This window comes from Cobetia sp. SIMBA_158 (assembly GCF_046566945.1).
Lineage (GTDB): Bacteria > Pseudomonadota > Gammaproteobacteria > Pseudomonadales > Halomonadaceae > Cobetia > Cobetia amphilecti.
Window position 1 is genome coordinate 73,957 of the sequence record NZ_JAWJYL010000010.1, and the last position, 19,165, is coordinate 93,121.

General features: G+C 63.4%; 13 protein-coding genes. 2 read left to right on the plus strand and 11 right to left on the minus strand.

What is annotated here, in order from left to right; translation table 11 throughout:
• Positions 1 to 181: 181 nt before the first annotated feature.
• From ttcA to R2R70_RS14610, 6 genes are all read right to left on the minus strand, one after another.
• On the minus strand, positions 182 to 1,147 hold the full coding sequence (gene ttcA / locus R2R70_RS14585; RefSeq protein ID WP_082388814.1) for a tRNA 2-thiocytidine(32) synthetase TtcA: 966 nt from the start codon (positions 1,145 to 1,147) through the stop codon (positions 182 to 184).
• Positions 1,148 to 1,375: 228 nt separating this feature from the next.
• Positions 1,376 to 1,597 (minus strand): hypothetical protein, encoded by a 222-nt coding sequence (locus R2R70_RS14590; protein ID WP_043333792.1) that lies wholly within the window; start codon positions 1,595 to 1,597, stop codon positions 1,376 to 1,378.
• 507 nt (positions 1,598 to 2,104) lie between these two features.
• The gene (locus tag R2R70_RS14595) at positions 2,105 to 2,749 is read right to left on the minus strand and encodes a 3'-5' exonuclease (protein ID WP_054556854.1); all 645 of its coding nucleotides are present in this window, start codon (positions 2,747 to 2,749) and stop codon (positions 2,105 to 2,107) included.
• Between the two features lie 28 nt (positions 2,750 to 2,777).
• Entirely contained in the window at positions 2,778 to 4,748 is a 1,971-nt protein-coding gene (locus R2R70_RS14600) for a DUF294 nucleotidyltransferase-like domain-containing protein (protein WP_410978372.1), read from the minus strand.
• A 152-nt stretch (positions 4,749 to 4,900) separates the two neighbouring features.
• A complete protein-coding gene (locus R2R70_RS14605) occupies positions 4,901 to 6,703 on the minus strand; it encodes a sodium:solute symporter family protein (RefSeq protein ID WP_054556853.1) in 1,803 nt (600 codons plus the stop codon).
• Positions 6,704 to 6,793: 90 nt separating this feature from the next.
• Complete coding sequence (locus tag R2R70_RS14610; RefSeq protein ID WP_043333789.1) at positions 6,794 to 7,051, minus strand: DUF4212 domain-containing protein; 258 nt, start codon at positions 7,049 to 7,051, stop codon at positions 6,794 to 6,796.
• Positions 7,052 to 7,604: 553 nt separating this feature from the next.
• Here R2R70_RS14610 and R2R70_RS14615 point away from each other — a divergent pair.
• On the plus strand, positions 7,605 to 11,603 hold the full coding sequence (locus tag R2R70_RS14615; protein ID WP_410978373.1) for a NahK/ErcS family hybrid sensor histidine kinase/response regulator: 3,999 nt from the start codon (positions 7,605 to 7,607) through the stop codon (positions 11,601 to 11,603).
• Between the two features lie 146 nt (positions 11,604 to 11,749).
• Here the strand turns inward: R2R70_RS14615 and R2R70_RS14620 are convergent, their stop codons facing one another.
• The 4 genes from R2R70_RS14620 to R2R70_RS14635 form a co-directional block, all read right to left on the minus strand.
• The gene (locus R2R70_RS14620; protein ID WP_043333788.1) at positions 11,750 to 12,412 is read right to left on the minus strand and encodes a response regulator; all 663 of its coding nucleotides are present in this window, start codon (positions 12,410 to 12,412) and stop codon (positions 11,750 to 11,752) included.
• A 228-nt stretch (positions 12,413 to 12,640) separates the two neighbouring features.
• A complete protein-coding gene (locus R2R70_RS14625; protein ID WP_410978374.1) occupies positions 12,641 to 13,612 on the minus strand; it encodes a DMT family transporter in 972 nt (323 codons plus the stop codon).
• Positions 13,613 to 13,880: 268 nt separating this feature from the next.
• The gene (gene acs, locus R2R70_RS14630) at positions 13,881 to 15,827 is read right to left on the minus strand and encodes an acetate--CoA ligase (protein WP_107335998.1); all 1,947 of its coding nucleotides are present in this window, start codon (positions 15,825 to 15,827) and stop codon (positions 13,881 to 13,883) included.
• Between the two features lie 276 nt (positions 15,828 to 16,103).
• Entirely contained in the window at positions 16,104 to 16,760 is a 657-nt protein-coding gene (locus tag R2R70_RS14635; RefSeq protein ID WP_410978375.1) for a SprT-like domain-containing protein, read from the minus strand.
• Between the two features lie 181 nt (positions 16,761 to 16,941).
• Here R2R70_RS14635 and R2R70_RS14640 point away from each other — a divergent pair, with 181 nt between their 5' ends.
• Positions 16,942 to 17,670 (plus strand): YecA family protein, encoded by a 729-nt coding sequence (locus R2R70_RS14640; RefSeq protein ID WP_131432714.1) that lies wholly within the window; start codon positions 16,942 to 16,944, stop codon positions 17,668 to 17,670.
• A 114-nt stretch (positions 17,671 to 17,784) separates the two neighbouring features.
• Here R2R70_RS14640 and R2R70_RS14645 read toward each other — a convergent pair whose 3' ends face one another.
• Positions 17,785 to 18,906 (minus strand): phospholipase D-like domain-containing protein, encoded by a 1,122-nt coding sequence (locus R2R70_RS14645; RefSeq protein WP_410978376.1) that lies wholly within the window; start codon positions 18,904 to 18,906, stop codon positions 17,785 to 17,787.
• Positions 18,907 to 19,165: the final 259 nt, after the last annotated feature.

Sequence of the window (19,165 nt, forward strand, 5' to 3'; positions counted from 1 at the left end):
AAGCATGCGGACTGTCGCGCCAGCAAGCGAGACGACAATGGTCGCGGGCCTTCAACCCTGGCTCACGCTAGGTGCGCCATCCACCAAGGCCGGGATGGCAGCGGACCGCCTGAAACGCAGAACGCCACCCCGCAAGCGAGGTGGCGTTCATGATGTCTGACGATGGCCAGGGGCGCGTGGCTTACAGCTCATGCCCCAGCGAGGCCGCCGAGTCGGCCAGCGGCTTGACGCGGCGCTCGGCCTCGAACAGGTCATCGGCCATGCCGGCCTGCTCGGAACTCATGTCCAGCGCATCGATGCGCGAGGCCTGGAAGCGGTCACGCTGCTCATCCAGGCCGGCGAAATCGAACAGGTCACGGTCTGCCAGATGTGACGGCGCCACCGAGGTGACGGCATGGAACATGGTTTCCAGCCGCCCCGGATGCTTCTTCTCCCAGTCCTGCAGCATCTCCTTGACCACCTGACGCTGCAGATTCTCCTGCGAGCCGCAAAGGTTGCAGGGGATGATCGGAAACTCGCGGGCGTTGGAATAGGCCTCGATATCGGACTCACGGCAATAGGCCAGCGGGCGAATCACGATATGGCGCTGGTCATCGGAGAGCAGCTTGGGCGGCATCGTCTTGAGCTTGCCACCGAAGAACATGTTCAGGAACAGCGTCTCGAGGATGTCGTCGCGGTGGTGGCCGAGGGCGATCTTGGTCGCGCCGATCTCGGCGGCGAAGCCATACAGCGAGCCGCGACGCAGGCGCGAGCACAGCCCGCAGGTCGTCTTGCCCTCCGGCACCTTCTCCTTGACGATGGAATAGGTATCGCGCTCGAGGATGTGGTACTCGACGCCCACCGACTCGAGCCATGCCGGCAGCACATGTTCCGGGAAGCCGGGCTGCTTCTGGTCGAGATTCACTGCCACCAGCGTGAACTGCACCGGCGCATTGCGCTGCAGGTTCATCAGGATATCCAGCATGGTGTAGGAATCCTTGCCCCCGGACAGGCACACCATCACCTTGTCACCATCACGGATCATGCCGTAATCGGTGATGGCGGTACCGACATTGCGCCGCAGGCGCTTCTGCAACTTGTTCAGTTCGCGCTTGGCAGTGGCCGCATCAGTGGGGCTGGACGAAAGCTCGCTATCGGGTGTGAACATGGGGCATCAGGCTGGCAGTTTGGAAGGGCGCACAGTCTAGCATTGGCCAGTAGACGGTCACAGAGGCAGCGTGCTTCAGGCGGGGGTGCCTGCCCCTGTCGGGCCAGGTGGCGTGACGCCGACGCAAGATACGCCAACGCCCGCAGTCAGCGGGCGTTGGCATTTGGTATGCGCCGTGGGCAACAGCGGCGCTTGCAGGACGTCCGTGCAAGCTAGAAAAGGCGCAGGCTAGAACAGGCGCAGCACTTCCAGATAGCGGATCACCACCCCGCCCAGCATCACGAGGATACCGAAGCGTTGCAGTCTGAATTCAAGCGCAGTGAGCGCAAGCTTGCGTGACCAGAACATCAGCACACCGCGCATGTCCTGTGTCCGGCGAATATAGAGGCCGTAGGCAAACAGCACGATGGCCAGGCCAAGAATCAACAGCGTATTGGTCGCGATCAGCATGTCGCACCTCGTGGGCAAGTACCCCTGAGTCATAAGGAAGGCAATCTCGGGCGGATGCCTTATCTGAAGCCGGGCCCCGAGCAGATGCCCGGAGCCCGACAGTCATCACCTGGCGCAGTGATGACGATCCTGAAGAGAAAGATGCCGTCCTCAGGCCTGACAGAGGCTGGCTGACAGCAGGTCCTTGTCACGCATGGCCTTTGCTCGCTGTCGCCGCTTCATTATGGTTATCAAAGCTGCTCGGTCTTGCATCCTGCATGGCTTGGCCGTCCTGCTGGCCGATAGTGCACTGGCGTGTAATCAGAGTCGACCTCTCGCCGCAGTGGGCGTGTCGTATGGCTGCCAGTGTGGACAAAGGCAGTGAGCTGGGCCATTGGACATTCCGGCAACAGACCTTGGAATAATAGCCTTGAGGATGATGTCGGCTGATGAGACGTCTGATACCGGGCCTGGCACGCATCCAACGCCTGCCCAGCCCCTGCCATAAGCTCCTGACATAAGCCCCGCTCAGGCCTGGCTGGCCAGCGAGGGCGACAGCGGTGCCTGCATCAGGCGCTGCGCCATCAGCGCACTGGTCACGGCGTCCCCCAGCGCAGTGTGGCGACCGATCACCGGCACGCCCAGGGCATCTGCCATCGCCTCGAAGCGCAGGTCCGGGGCGGCGTCCGGCTGCTCATGCTTGCAGCGCCGGACGTAATCGCGCGCCAGATCATGACGCTGGTTGGGCAGATCAAAGCCGAAGCGTGGCCGCAGGTGACGGTTGATCACCGCGACATCGAAGTCGATGCACCAGCCCACCAGCGGACGATTGCCGATGAACTCCAGCAGCTGTCGCAGCGCATCGCCCAGCGCTTCTCCGCCATGCAGATCGATACCGCGCAGACGATGGATGCGGATCGAGTCGCCCTGCAGCCCTTGCGGGCATTGCAGATAGAGCGACAGCGCGCTGGAGGTATGGATATGGCGCGCATCGAAACGCACCGCCGCCAGCGAGACCAGCTCGGCGTGGCCGACATCGAGACTGGTGGTCTCGCAATCCAGCGCCACACGCTCCCCGCCCCGCTCGGCGGCATGCCAGGGACGAAAGAGCTCGGCGAACTCCCCCTGCGCATGACGACGACGATCACTGGCGCGTCTCAGTTGTTCGAACATGCCACCTCCCCTCGGCCCTGAGGCCGGTTCAGTATTCCAGGTGATAACGATGTGACAGGCGCTGCTTGAAGTCCTTGACCCGACTCAGGGCATCGCGCAAAAGATCACGCTCCAACGAGGACAACGACTGGGTGATGATCAGGTTGCGACTCCCCGCCTCCCGCGCCGCCGTGGTCTTGTCCTGGCCATCCCTTCGCGAGTCGCTAGCCCCGCCAGCCCCCGCGCCGTGTTCATCCTCTTCCAGATGGCGCAGCTGCTGGCGCAGACGCAACTCGGCAAACAGGGACAACGCCTCGGCAAGGTCAGCGCTGTCGCTGGCCTCGATACGCCCATCACTGACCAGCGCCTCAAGCCGCGCGAAGGTGCCGGTGGCCATCACTCCGCGTTCCAGCGCCATGGTGCGAACGCCATGCACGATGGGGAAGATGCCGCCCTTCTTGATATCGATGCCGTGACGCGGCGAACGCAAGGAGCCGAACAGCGTCAGCGGAGTCGAGAAATGCAGCGCCGGGCGCGCGAAGTGCGACAGCAGCAGTTCATCGCGTGTGGCGTGACGCACCAGGTGGCCGCGCAAGCTGTCGACCAGCGCTTCATTGCCGCCGCTGGCGCGCGCATCGAAGACGATGGCCAGATTCATCAGCGCCTCGCCATCGCGCCCGGCGCACCAGCGTGCGATCTTGCCGCGCCAGCGCGACTCGGTGGCGACCCACTCCGGATTGGAGACCATGATATTGCCCGGGCATGGTGGATAGCCGAGACCCGCCAGGGCGTCACTGAAGCGCTGCAGGGTGTCCTCGTTTTCGGGCCACTGGTGGCCATCGGCGATGATCAGCCCATTGTCCTGATCGGTCTTGAGGATCTGTTCGCCACGCCCTTCGCTGCCCATCAGCATCAGGCAACTCGAGGCTCGGTGCTCCTCCGCCACCAGCATGGCGAAGGTGCGCTCGATCAGGCGCCCGTTGAGCGCACTCAACAGCGCCATGGCATGGCGCATGTGTACCCCCTGCATCGCCAGCGCCCTGACCATTTCCGGCAGACGCGCACTGGCCTGCTCAAGCGCCGCCATGTCAGAGGCGCGTTCGATCTCGAGACTCACCAGCTGACTGCGATTGGAGAAGAACCCCAGCACGTCGGTCAGCTCGATGACCCCGACGACCGCCGCGTCAGGCGTCAGGCGCTCCTTGACCACGACCCGCGCGACCCGGTGGCGGGTCATCTGCACCAGCGCCTGGAACAGATATTCCTCCGCCGTGACCGCCACCAGCGCAAAGCTGCCCAGCGAGGCGAGCGGATGATTGGCAGCCAAGCCCTGGATCACCAGCGCATTGAGCAGGTCCGTGCGTGTCACCACGCCCTGACGGCCCTCGACAGAGATGATCAGGCTGTCCGCCCCCGCCGTCTGCATGGCCTTGACGCCCTGCTCGATGCTGGCGCTGGCCGCCAGCTTGAGCGGCGGACGCATGCAGTCCATCACCCGCGCCAGCATGAAGCCCGCCTGGTCGCGACTCGCGCCCTGACGGGTGTCACGCTGTGCCGCCAGCAGCCGCGCCTTGTCACTCAGGCTGTGCTGGAAGTACTCACCGAAGGCAGGACACTCATCGCACAGCGAGAAGAACAGCTCTGCGGGCAGCTGATAGCACAGCGTCTCCTGCTCGCAGACGAAGCGGGTGCGGCAATGGCCATTGAGCAGCGTCAGCGCCCCGAACAGGTCCCCCGCGGTGTAATGACCGATGCGCAGACTGACCCAGGCATCCAGCCCCTCGCGCTGCGCCTTGTCGAGCGTGGCAGCGTCCGGCAATGCCGAGTCGGCGGCCAGTTCCGCCACCTCGCCCTTGTGAATGATGTAGACCGCCTCACCGACGGCCCCCGGCACCAGCGGCTGCGCCAGCGCCTCGAAATAGTGAAGGTCCACCCCTTCGGCCAGCCGTTGCCGAAGACGCTCATCCAACAGACTGAACGGCGGCTCCTCGAACGCGATATCCACCAGTGACGCTTGCATGACAGCGACTCCCCTCTGCGCGTGCACCGCTGATCGATGCACGAGCCCTCAAACCACGAGGCCCCGCCTGCAGGTGCAAGACGGGGCTTCGGGAAACGGGGGCCTGTTCGCGCCGATGCTGCGTGCTGCGCGAACAGGCCCTGCTGCCTGAATCAGTGATCCACTGCTGTTCCGGCCCCGCGCGGAACACGAATGTCCTCGACGATATGCTGGATGTGCTCGGGCGGCGGCGGGGTCATCTTGCAGACGATGACCGCGACGACGAAGTTGAGCACCATGCCCAGCGAGCCGATCCCCTCCGGCGACACACCCAGCAACCAGTTCTCGGCGCTGTTGAGTTCCGGCGAGATGAACTTGAAGTAGACGATGTAGCTGAAGGTGAAGACCAGGCCGACCAGCATGCCCGCGATGGCACCTTCCTTGTTCATGCGCTTGGAGAAGATCCCCAGCAGGATGACCGGGAAGAAGCTCGATGCCGCAAGCCCGAAGGCAAAGGCCACCACCTGCGCCACGAAGCCTGGCGGATTGATGCCGAAGTAGCCGGCGATCACGATGGCCACGGCCGCCGCCATGCGTGCCGCCATCAGCTCCTGCTTCTCGCTGATGTCTGGTTTGAAGGTCTTCTTGAGCAGGTCATGCGAGATGGCCGACGAGATGACCAGCAACAGACCGGCCGCCGTCGAGAGTGCTGCCGCCACCCCACCCGCCGCCACCAGTGCGATGACCCATGCCGGCAGGTTGCCGATCTCCGGGTTGGCCAGCACGATGATGTCGCGGTCGATGTAGACCTCGCTCTCGTTGTCGGTGGGCGTGTTGCTCACCAGACGCTGACCGTACTCACCGCGGGCCGCCTGGCTGTCGGCGCTGCCTTCGTAGCTCGGCTTGCCCGCGAAGGGATCACCGCCACGCATCTGGATGATGCCGTCGCCATTCTTGTCGACCCAGCCGATCAGCCCGGTGTTCTCCCAGTTGTAGAACCAGCCCGGCAGCTCCTCATAGGCCGTCTCGTTGACGGTTTCGACCAGATTCACCCGCGCGAAGGCACCCACGGCCGGCGCAGTGGTGTAGAGCAGTGCGATGAAGAACAGCGCCCAACCGGCGGAGATACGCGCATCCTTGACCGTCGGCACCGTGAAGAAGCGCACGATGACGTGGGGCAGGCCCGCAGTACCGCACATCAGCGCGGCGGTGATGAAGAAGACATCGATGGTGGACTTGGAACCCTCGGTGTACTCGCGGAAGCCGAGATCGGTCACCACCTGATCGAGCTTGTGCAGCAGATAGACGCCGGTGTCATTGCCCTGAGCATCGACCAGGGTGCCGCCGAAACCGGTCTGCGGCAGCACGTGGCCCGTCATCATGATCGACAGGAACACCGCCGGCACTAGGAAGGCGAAGATCAGCACGCAGTACTGGGCCACCTGGGTATAGGTGATGCCCTTCATGCCGCCGAGTACCGCATAGAAGAAGACGATCGCCATGCCGATCACCACGCCGACGTTCACGTCCACCTCGAGGAAGCGCGCGAAGACGATGCCGGTACCGCGCATCTGGCCGGCGACATAGGTGAAGGAAATGAAGATGACGCAGACCACCGCCACGGTGCGCGCGACGCTGGAGTAGTAACGGTCACCGACGAAATCCGGCACCGTGAACTTGCCGAACTTGCGCAGGTACGGCGCCAGCAGCATGGCCAGCAGGACATAGCCGCCGGTCCAGCCCATCAGGTAGACGGAGGCGTCGTAGCCGACATAGGCGATGATGCCCGCCATCGAGATGAACGAGGCCGCCGACATCCAGTCAGCGGCGGTCGCTGCCCCGTTGGCGATGGGGTGAACGCCACCCCCGGCGACATAGAATTCCTTGGTGGAACCGGCTCGCGACCACACCGCGATCCCGATATAGAGCGCAAATGACGCGCCCACGAACAGATAGGTCAGCAGTTGAACATCCATTGGCAGTGTCCTTGGCGATGTCGATCATATTGTTCTTATTCACACAACGGCGCGTCACGACGAGCGGCCTGTGCCCGGCGTATCACTGACTCATTGCTCGTGAACATCGAAGCGCTCATCGAGCTTGTTCATCGAACGGGCATACAGAATGATCAGCGCGAGGAAGAAGTAGATCGCCCCCTGTTGCGCAAACCAGAAGCCCAGCTTGAAACCGAAGAACTGGATGTTGTTCAGCACGTCCACCAGCAATATCCCGCATCCATAGGACACCACGAACCAGACCACGAGATAGCCCATGATCAGTTTGATATTGGCGGACCAATACGCCTTGGCATTCGCTTCCTTCATGATGGTGTTCTCGCATTGTTATTGTGATTGGCGAAGTGGAGTGATTGGCGATCCGGAGATCGATGACCACCCGTCAGCGGATGATCCTTTCTCGGCGGTTGATGGGTATTTCCTGCGCCTTTCAAGGCATGACAGGAAACTTGGCGACTCGAATCTGACAGTAGACAAGGCCCTGCAACGCTGCAGGCTGACTTTAGTCGAGAATGTCAGCCATCCCTGATGGAGCAAAGTTGAGAACGATGCAATTCATTTGAAATCAACAAGTTGATTCATATCCTAAAGATGCAATCCCTTGGTCTATTGGCCAAATGGGCGAAGAATGATCAGCGAAAGCTTCGACGTATTGCGCGCATGACATTGGCCAATGCCGGAAAACAGGCCCGTTGTGCAGACGCCATTTCCGGCTTCTTGACGCCAATCATCGAGGCGTCTGCGTGGCAATGGATGACACAGCCTCTTCCCCACGACTCTCAAGACGCCGAGTCTGTTATGCACAGTGCTTGGGACTCGTGGCGGGGCTGCGTAGAATGGCGCTTCCAGAGAGGAGAGCGACATGTTCCAGGGTTGGTGGCTGATCGCAGTGGCACTCGCATATATCGCGGTGCTGTTCACGATTGCATGGCGGGGGGATCGCAACGCCAAGAAACACGGGTCGCCGAATCGGCGCCCAGCGGTCTACAGTCTGGGGCTTGCGGTCTACTGCACCAGCTGGACCTTCTACGGTAGCGTCGGGCAGGCCGCGACCAGCGGCTGGAGTTATCTGAGCATCTTCATCGGGCCGATTCTGGCCTGTCTGCTGTTCTGGCCGATCCTGCTCAAGATGATTCGGGTCGCCAAGCGCCAGAACATCACCTCGATCGCCGACTTCATCGCCTCGCGCTACGGCAAGACGCAGTCGCTGGCGGTGTTCGCCTCGCTGGTGGCTCTGGTCGGCACCCTGCCCTACATCGCCCTGCAGCTGAAGGCCGTCTCGAGCGCCTATCAGGTACTCACCGACACCAGCGATGTCACGCGGACCGCCTGGCTGGGCGATACCGCCTTCTATGTCGCGGCGATCATGGCGCTGTTCGCCATCCTGTTCGGCACCCGCCACACCGACGCCACCGAGCACCATGTCGGTCTGTTGCAGGCGATCGCCTTCGAATCGCTGGTCAAACTGGTCGCCTTCCTGACCCTGGGCGTCTATGTCACCTGGGGCATGTTCAATGGCCTGGGCGATCTGTTCACCAAGGCCGATAACTATCTGGAGCTGCAGCAGCAGCTGGAGACCCAGACCTTCGGCACCGGCTTCTGGGCCCAGACGCTGCTGGCGATGCTGGCGATCTTCTGCCTGCCGCGTCAGTTCCACGTCGCGGTGGTCGAGAACACCCACCACGATGACGCCCGGCGTGCGCGCTGGATGTTCCCGATCTATCTGGTCGCCATCTCCTTCTTCGTGCTGCCGATCGCCGCCGCCGGCCTGACCATGTTCCCCGATGGTTCGGTGTCACCGGACAGCTTCGTGCTGGCACTGCCGATGGCGGCGGACCAGACCTGGCTGACCCTGCTGACCTTCATCGGCGGCTTCTCCGCCGCCACCGGCATGGTGATCGTCGCCGCCGTCGCGGTCTCGATCATGATCTCCAACGAGATCGTGATTCCGCTGTTGTTCCGCCTGCGCTGGTTCGATACCGAGGCACGCGACTACAGCCATATCGTGTTGCTGGCGCGCCGTCTGACCATCGTGATGATCCTGGCGCTGGCCTACGGCTTCTATCTGCTGATCGCCGAGTACAGCACCCTCTCGGCCATCGGCTTGCTGTCGTTTGCCGCCGTCGCCCAGTTCGCGCCCTCGCTGATGGGTGGCCTCTACTGGAAGCGCGGCAATCGCCTCGGCGTCATCGTCGGCCTGAATGTCGGCTTCGCGGTCTGGGCCTGGACCCTGCTCGTGCCGGCACTGGCACAGGCGGGCCTGATGCCGGCCGAGATCGTCAACCAAGGCCCACTGGGCATCGACTGGCTGTCGCCGCATGGCCTGTTCGGCTTCCGCTTCAATGACCCGCTGACCCACGGCGTGATGCTGTCGCTCGGCCTGAACCTGTTCTGCTACATCTTCGTCTCGCAGATGACGCCGCAGCGCGTGGTCGAGCGCATCCAGGCCTCGCTGTTCGTCGACAGTGTCGAGACCCGCCAGACCAGCGTTTCGCGCCCCTGGACCGGCTCCACCTCCGTCTCGGACCTGCGCGTCCTGTGCGAACGCTTCCTCAGCCACGAGCAGGTCGAGCGCGCCTTCGAGGACTACGCGCGCCGCAGTGGCCAGCCGCTGGAGCTGCATGCACGCGCCTCCATCGACCTGATCCAGTTCACCGAACGCTTCCTGGCCTCGGTACTCGGCGCCTCCTCGGCACGCATCGTCGTCAACTCGGCGCTGCAGGGTCGCGGCATCGGCATCTCGGATGTCATCTCCATCGTCGATGAAGCCTCGCAGGTGCTCGAATTCAATCGTGCCCTGCTGCAGGCGACCATCGAGAACATCCACCAGGGCATCAGCGTAGTCGACCAGCACATGCGCCTGGTGGTGTGGAACCAGCGCTACCTGGACATGTTCCGCTTCCCTGACAACCTGATCCGGGTCGGCGCGCCCATCGATCGCATCTTCCGCTACAACGCCCACAACGGCGAATACGGCCCGGGCGACCCCGAAGAGCACGTCGACCAGCTGCTGGATGCCATCCGCAACGGCGAGCCGCACCGCTACGTGCGCTATCGCCAGGATGACAGCGTGATGGAGATCCAGGGCAATCCGATGCCCGGTGGCGGCTTCGTCTACACCTATCAGGACATCACCCAGCAGAAACGCACCGAAGAGGCGTTGATCCGCTCGGAAAACAACATCCGCATCTACACCGACAATGTGCCGGCGCTGATCGCCTACTTCGACAAGGAGTGTCGCTACCTCTTCACCAACCGTGCCTATGAAGCGGTGATGGGCATCGACCGTACCGCCGTGATCGGCGAGCCCGCCGAAGAGGCGATGCCGGAAGACATCTATCGCCAACGCGCGCCGTGGATGACGCGCGCGCTGTCCGGTGAGCGCGTCTCCTTCGAGATCTCGCTGGAAGCCCCGGAAGGCGGCGTGCGCTACATGCTGGTCACCTATACGCCGCACTTCAGCACCAAGGGCAACATCCTCGGCTTCTTCGCGCTCTATCAGGACATCACCGAGCGACGCCTGGCGGAGATCGCCCTCAAGGAGACCAACGAGAACCTGGAGGAGCGCGTGCGCGTGCGTACCCAGGAGCTGTCACAGGTCAACGAGGCCCTGCGCACCGAGAACCGCGTGCGCGCCGAGGCCGAGCAGGCACTGCGTCAGGCCAAGCAGCTGGCCGAGGATGCCAACGCCTCCAAGACTCGCTTCCTGGCCGCGGCCAGCCACGACCTGCTGCAGCCACTGAATGCGGCGCGCCTGTTCACCTCCGCCCTCGCCCAGCAGGTCGAAGGCGAGATGAAGACCACCACCAATCACATCGACAACTCGCTGCAGGCCGCCGAGGAACTGCTCAGCACCCTGCTCGACATCTCCAAGCTGGATGCCGGGGCGCTGGCGCCACGCCGCAGCGTGTTCCGTCTCTCCGACATCCTCAAGCCGCTCAAGGCCGAGTTCGAGGTGATGGCGGAAGACCGCGGGCTGGACCTGAAAGTGGTGATGACGCAGCTGGCAGTGGATTCCGATGGCCAGATGCTCAGACGCATCGTGCAGAACTTCCTCTCCAACGCGGTGCGCTATACCCGTCAGGGCCATGTGCTGCTGGGCTGCCGCCGTCTGGGCGACCGCATTCGCATCGAGGTCTGGGACACCGGCCCCGGCATTCCCGAGTCGAAGCTGACCGAGATCTTTCAGGAATTCCGGCGTCTCGATCAGACCGAGCGTCATAAGGAAAGCGAGAAGGGTCTCGGCCTGGGGCTGTCGATCGCCGAACGCATGAGCCGGGTGCTCGACCACCCGATCACGGTGCGCAGCTGGGTCGGCATCGGCACCGTCTTCGCCGTCAGCGTGCCGATCAGCAAGGAGCTGCCGGCGGCCGAGCTGCCGGATGCCGTGCCGGCTCGCAAGCGCGCCGGCAACAAGCTGACCGGCACTCGCATCCTGTGCATCGACAACGAGAGCCTGATTCTCGAGGGCATGAAGGCGATGCTGTCCGGCTGGGGTTGCGAGGTGTTCACGGCGACCTCGATCGGCGGCGCCAAGTCGGTGATCCGCAACCTGGATGGTGATCCAGATGCCATCCTCGCCGACTACCACCTCGACAACGAGGTGACTGGCCTGATGGCGCTGGACGCGCTGGATGAACGTCTGGCGGGCTCGGTGCCGGGCATCGTGATCACCGCCGACCGCACCGATGAGGTCGCCGAGGAAGTACGCCGTGCGGGCTATCACCTGCTGCTCAAGCCGGTACGACCCGCCGCACTGCGTGCGCTGCTGACGCGCACCCTGCAGGCCAATCGCGCCGAGAAGCACACCAGTGGCGCGAGTGATGCCCCCGACGCCGCGACGGATGACCCAGCCCCCTGATCAGGCGGGCTGGCCTGTCGCTCTTTAGCCCTCTAGCTCTTTCATCCATGACGCAAAAAGCCCGCCCTGTCAGTGACAGGGCGGGCTTTTTGTGGCTTGAGGGCAAGACTCTCGAAGAGAGCCTCAGCTCAAGCGCTGACGCAGGATCAGGAGCGGACTTTCGGCGGCTCGACTTCCAGACGCTGGGCCGCGATGACGGCCTGGGTGCGCGAATGCACGCCCAGCTTGCGCAGAATGGCGGTCACGTGTGCCTTGATGGTGGCCTCGGACACATTCAGCTCATAGGCGATCTGCTTGTTGAGCAGACCTTCCGTCAGCATGTTGAGCACGCGGAACTGCTGCGGCGTCAGTGACGCGATCGCCTCGGCGAAGCGCGATTCATCCTCGGAAGACTCGCCCATGGCCTCGGCGATATCCGTCGGCAGCCAGACTTCACCTTCGAGGATCTCGCCGATGGCTTCGGCGATGACGTCGAGGCTGGCGGACTTGGGAATGAAGCCGGAGGCGCCATAATCGATGGCGCGGCGCACCACGTAGGGCTCCTCGCTACCGGACACGACCGCCACCGGGATGTCCGGTGTCTGGCCACGCAACTGGATCAGACCGGAGAAGCCGTGGGCTCCCGGCATGTGCAGGTCCAACAGGATCAGGTCGGCATCGGGATGGCGGGCAACGACTTCGTTGGTCGCTTCCATGCTGTCAGCCTCGACGATCTCCGCCTGAGAGGCGACTTGTCTAAGCGCCTGGGTCAGTGCGGCACGAAAGAGCGGGTGATCGTCTGCAACGATGAACTTCTGGGCAAAGGCCATTGAGTCTCCTCCAAAACCCCGATGGTGATCATCACCGACCTTCCTGGCCGGTCAACAATCGCCGTTATTTTCTGGCATGTTACCCCATAAAACGTGCGTTTAACAAAGCAGCCCACCATCGGAAGATGTACTGATGTTTCGCTCGGGGAACACGAGTATCGCACGGATTGATGCCCGGCGAGCGAACAATCCGTGCGCTGATTCTGACAGCATCCTGGGGATGGTGAGTCAGACAACCCTACCCGCAACGCGACTGGCATGCCAGCCGATCAATGCGACACCGGCAATCAGCACGAAGCCGATCAGACTGGCGATATCCGGCACCTCCCCCCAGATGGTCCAGCCCGCCAGTGCCGAAAACACGATGGTGAGATAGGAATAGATCGACACTTCCCCCGCCGGTGCGAGGCGATAGGCGGTGGTCATCAGAATCTGACCGCCGGCCGCAAAGATGCCGATGCCCAGCAAGGCCAGCGCCTGAGGGCCGCTCGGCATCACCGGATTCATCAACATCGGCACCAATGTCACCACACTGGAAACCAGCGAGAAATGCAGCACGATGGTCGCCGAGGCCTCGCGCCCTCTCATCGCACGGATGAGCGTATAGGCCGCCCCCGCCAGCATTGCCGAACCCAGCCCGACCATGGCGGGCAACAATGCCTCCACCCCACCCTCGGCAAATGCCAGTTGCGGCTTGATGACCAGCGCCGCGCCAGAAAAGGCGACCAGCATGCCGACCAGCCGCCAGCCACCAAGGCGCTCGGCCAGGAAGAGGCCGGCAAACAGGCTGACGAAGAACGGCGATAGCTTATTCAGAATAGTCGCATCTGCCAGCAGCAGATGATCGATGGCGTAGAAGAAGCTCATCACGCCGCCGAGGCCGATCAGTGACCGCGCCATCAGCATCGGCTGGTGATGCCAGTGGCCCAGAAGACGCGCGCCCGCCATGCGCACCATCACCACCGCCACGCCGAGACTGACCAGGTTGCGCACGAAGACCTTCTCGAACAGCGGCAGGTCGCCACTCAGCTTGACCATCGCCCCCATCAGCGCGAACGAGATCGCCGACAGGCACATCAGGATGACGGCGCGAGGACGATTCTCGCCCTCAGTGGACGACGACGCGGCGGCGGGAGAACTGGCGGGAGAACGGGCTGGCTGAGAGGCGGGGCAGGATGCATCCGACTTGCCTGCTGACATGGGGGCGGCCTTGATCATGAATTGATTGGGGAAATGCGCAGCGAGGCGCGAACGGACTCCGCGGGCACATGCGCTGCCACGTCATTATCAAGCCAGCGCCTCCTCGATGGCCAACCTTTCACGTCTCGCACTTCGCAAAAGCGCGGGTCAGGAATACGAACAGGCAGATGCTCCCGGACAGGCGCACAAAAAAGCGCGGGAGCCAGGCTCCCGCGCTTCGCTGTCGCTGCGTGTCTTGTCAGGCCTCGAAGACCGTCACTCGACGCGTTCAGCGGTTGGCGCGCTGCTCGATCAGGTCATCCACCACTGACGGGTCCGCCAGGGTCGAGGTATCGCCGAGGCCGTCGGTCTCGTTGGCGGCGATCTTCCTGAGGATGCGGCGCATGATCTTGCCGGAACGCGTCTTGGGCAGCCCCGGCGCCCACTGGATGACATCCGGCGAGGCGATCGGGCCGATGTCCTTGCGCACCCACTGGGTCAGCGTCTTCTTGAGTTCATCACTGGCTTCGATACCGTCGTTGAGCGTCACGTAGATGTAGATGCCCTGGCCCTTGATGTCATGGGGATAGCCGACCACGGCGGCCTCGGCGACCGCTTCATGCGCCACCAGCGAGGACTCGATCTCGGCGGTGCCCATGCGGTGGCCAGAGACGTTGAGCACATCATCGACGCGCCCGGTGATCCAGTAGTAGCCATCCTCGTCACGACGACAGCCATCACCGGTGAAGTACATGCCCGCATAGGTGGAGAAGTAGGTCTGCACGTAGCGTTCGTGATTGCCCCAGATCGAACGTGCCTGCCCCGGCCAGCTGTCGAGAATCACCAGGTTGCCTTCGGTCGCGCCCTCGAGGATGTTGCCCTCGTTGTCGACCAGCGCCGGCTGCACACCGAAGAACGGCAGCGTGGCGGAGCCCGGCTTGAGATCGGTCGCACCCGGCAGCGGCGCGATCATGATGCCGCCGGTCTCGGTCTGCCACCAGGTGTCCACCAGCGGGCAATTGCCATTGCCGATCACGCGGTGGAACCACTCCCAGGCCTCGGGGTTGATCGGCTCGCCCACCGAGCCGAGCAGTCGCAGGCTCGTGCGCGAGCTTGAGTCCATCACGCTGTCACCGTGTGCCATCAGCGCACGCACGGCGGTCGGGGCGGTATAGAGAATGTTGACCTGGTGCTTGTCGACGATCTCGCCGATGCGCCCGTGGGTCGGATAGCTGGGCACACCCTCGAACATCAGCGTGGTCGCGCCATTGGCCAGCGGCCCGTAGACGATGTAGCTGTGGCCGGTCACCCAGCCGACATCCGCCGTGCACCAGTAGATATCGCCATCGTGATAATCGAACACGTAGCGATGGGTCATCGCGGCATAGAGCAGATAACCGCCCGTGGTGTGCTTCAGACCCTTGGGCGTGCCGGTGGAACCGGAGGTGTAGAGGATGAACAGCGGGTCTTCCGCACCCATCGCCTCGGCCGGGCAGTCACTGGACTGACGGTCCACCAGCTCATGGAACCAGGCATCGCGACTGCCCCAGTTCACCTCACCGCCGGTACGCCGCACCACCAGCACGTGGTCGACACAGTCGGTGCCATCACGCTCCAGCGCCTCATCGACGTTCTCCTTGAGCGGCACGCGCTTGCCACCTCGCAGTGACTCATCGGCGGTGATCACGATGCGCGAGCTGGAATCGACGATACGCCCCGCCAGCGCGTCCGGCGAGAAGCCGCCGAACACCACCGAGTGCACGGCACCGATGCGCGTACAGGCCAGCATCGCCATCGCGGCTTCGGGAATCATCGGCATGTACAGCGTGACCACATCGCCCCGCTTGACGCCCAGTTCCTTGAGGCCATTGGCAAACTGGCTGACACGCGCGTGCAGCTCGCGATAGGTGATCGACTGGGACTCGTTCGGGTCGTCCCCTTCCCAGATGATGGCGACCTGATCGCCACGCTCGGCGAGGTGGCGATCGAGGCAGTTGTGCGCCACGTTGAGCTTGCCGTCCTCGAACCAGCGCACATCGACATCACCGGGGCCGAAGTTGGTATTGCGGATCACCGAGGGCGCATCGAACCAGTCCAGTGACTGGGCCTGCTCGGCCCAGAATGTCTCCGGCGCCTCGACGGACTGCTGATACATGGCCTGATAGCGCTCGCGGTCTGCCCAGGCGTGGGCGGCGACATCGGGAGTGACCGGATGAACCTTGGCATGTTCGCTCATGTGGCGTGACCTCTGACGGATTGGCTGGCGACTCGCTGTCCCACGCGGCATGCGTGAAGCGCAGGCGAGCCGAGGCAAGTCCATTTCAGCTTAAACCCAAGCATGGGGGGGCCACACACTAGACCTTGGTAGATAAATTTTTACTAATTATTTCAACTGTTTATCAACAAATTACACCAAGGTCACAGCGACGTTCGGAGGACAGAAACCGCCCGAAAAGACACCTTCTGGCGCGACTCGCACTTTGCAACGACGCGCCAGCGAGCGAAATGCGCCTCAACGCGCAGTCGACGCATTGCGCGCCGGATCATTCAATGGCCCGCTCAATTCCTGGCCACAGCGCCGACAGCGATAGCGGTGACCGCGCTGGGCATTGGCGTGGCGTCGCGAGCTGAAATAGTGCGCGGTATCGCAGCCACAGCCATAGGCCCAGGGCATCGGACTGGCAGTCGAGACATCCATGCGATGCGTCACCTCCGGCGGGATGCCGTAGAGGTTGGTCATCACCTGCTGCCACTCGGGGCCATGCGGTTTGACGCGTGTCTTGCCGGCGCGCTCGACCACCTCCATCACCACCCAGTGCGCGACCTCGTGAGGGACGGTCTGGCTGAGGAAGTGATGGCGGTTCTCGCTGAGCAGTTGCCAATTGAAGCGCAGCCGCTGGCGCGCCGAATCCGCCGTGCCCGCCGTGCGCCCCTTGAGGCGGCAGGAGACCGACGGCATGCGCAGCTCTGGGAACAGGGCACGCGCGCGCGCCAGACATGCCAGCACCTGCGCCTCCAGCGTCGCGTGCAGAGCAGGCGCCGTCAGCGCCTCGAGCGCGGCGGCATCGGCCAGCGGCAGCGGCGTCGCGGGGGTCTCCCCCAGGCAGGCCAGGGCATGATCGGGCGCAAAACGGTGACGACTGACGACACGACGAGTGGATGATGACATGACACGAAGACCAGACAGCAGAGCGAAGGAACGGATGAGCTGATGACGAGCGAGCGTACCACTCCTCGAGGCGTGAAATGATACACTAGCGCCATTCACGCCTGCCCGGTTCCCCTTGGTTCACCCAGGTAGCCAGGCGGCACTGTTCGACTTCTCCCCTTATCGCACGTGAGACTCCCCCATGGCCGAGCCTGTCCAGACCCAGCCGCTGCTGGATGATGAATCCCTCGACATCCTCGACGAATTCCTCGAGTCCGACATCGTCGGCCCGGAAGCTCTCGATATCATCAGTGCGCATGGCTTCATGCTGGCACTGGCCATCGCGCCGCGCGAAGTGCCCTCCAGCCTGTGGCTGCCGGAACTCTTCCAGGGGCAGCCAAGCTACGAAAGCCCGCAGCAGGAAGCGGAAGTCGTCTCCCTGTTCGAGCAGATGCGTGCCAACGCCATCGATGCCCTCGAGCACGGCGTGCTGCCGGAACTGCTGTTCGAGCTGGAACTGGGCGGTGTCGACCCCGTCGAGACACCGATCGGCGACTGGTGTGCCGGCTTCATGGAAGGCGTGTTCATGGACGAGGAGGCCTGGTTCGGCACCCAGGAAGAGGCGGCCGCCGAACTGCTGCTGCCGTTCATGGCCATCTCCGGCGTCTTCGACGATGAAGACCCGGAGATCGGCGAGCTGATCGCCGACCCGATCGGTGCCCAGCGCTTCGTCAACCAGCTGCCGGAACTGCTGCTGGATCTCTACCTGCTCTACCGTGTCCCGCCGGAAAGCCCCAAGCCGTCGCCGCGTCGCAAGGGTTCCGCCGCACCGGGCGCGGCCGGCATTCCGCGCAGCAAGCACGCCGGCAACAAGGGCGCTGGCAAGGGTGGCAATAAGAACGGTGGCAAGGGCGGCGGCAAGAAGCGCTGAGCTCGCCATGGCGCTCTTAACGCCATGCAGCCTTTAAAACGATAACGCCGGGCGACCTCATGGGTCGTCCGGCGTTTTGGTTCCACGCAGCCGCGTCTGACAGCTGAAAGCCGGTCAGCGCAGCCGCGTCACCAGGCTATCCAGGGTGCCATAGCCCCACTCGCGACAGCGCTGCATCAACGGCCGACGCTGCCAGGCGGCCTGGGTGATCTCGACACTGTGGGCGAAGTGATGCTCGAACAGCGTGGCGACGTCGGTGGCAAAGCGATGGTCCTGCACCTCCTGATTGGCCTCCAGATTCCACTGCAGGCTCCAATGATCGAAGTTGCACGACCCCAGCGTCACCCAGTCATCCGCCAGCGAGAACTTGGCATGCAGAAAGCGGGGCTGGAATTCATGGATACGCACGCCCGCCTTGAGCAGCCCGGCGTAGAAGCGCTGCCCCGCCGAACGCACGCCCGGGTGGTCATGATGCTGGCCGGCGATCAGCAAGCGGACATCGACACCCCGGCGCGCCGCGCGCTTGAGACGCCGCCGCATGCTGAAGGTCGGCACGAAGTATGGCGTACAGATCCACAGCCGCTTGCGTGAGCTGCTGGCCTGATGCTGCAGGGAATGACGGATGGCCTGATAGCGGAAACCATGCCCCCAGACCACCCGCCCGCGCATGCTCAGATAGCCCTCGACCCGGCACGCCCGCACATTGATGCTGCGCACCGCCAGCCGGCTGCCATGGCCACGACTGGCCGCGGAGTCCCACACGCGTGCGAACAGGCGCACCCAGTCACTGATGCACGGCCCCTCGATGCGTATCGCGACTTCCGACCAGGCCTCGGCGAAGACGTCCACCGCACCGAAGCCGCCGGTAAAGCCCACCTCCCCATCGACCACCAGAAGCTTGCGATGGTCACGCGTCAGATTGCGCCCCAGCCGCCACCAGGAGAGCGGGTTGTAGATCCTGAGCTGGATATCGGTCTCGATCATGCGCTGGCGATCAGCTTCCTCAAGGCCCAGCGAGCCGAATCCATCCAGCAGCACCAGCACCGTCACGCCGCGGCGGCGCGCGCCACATAGCGCATCGATCAGGACGCGACTGAGGTGGCCGCTCTCGGCCAGATACAGCTCGAGCAGGATGGAATGGCGCGCGGATTCCACCGCCTCCAGCATGCTGGGCAGAAACCGCGCGCCTTCCGGCAGCAAGGTGAATCGATTGCCTGATCGCCACATTCCCAGCATGCCTTGCCTCCCGTCATTTCCCTGCACGGCACGATACAGATGACGATGCCCATGACGGTGCACCGCCAGATGCTGCCACTGTGCGCTTCGTCACTACGCACTCAGTCACTAAGTACTCTGTCGCTACGCACTCAGTCACCAAGTACTCAGTCACCAAGTACTCAGTCACCAAGTACTCTGCCACGGCGTCTGCGGGCAGAATGCGTATAATGTTCAATATCATGCTTGCGCTGAGCGCTACCAGCCAGACCATGAAAAC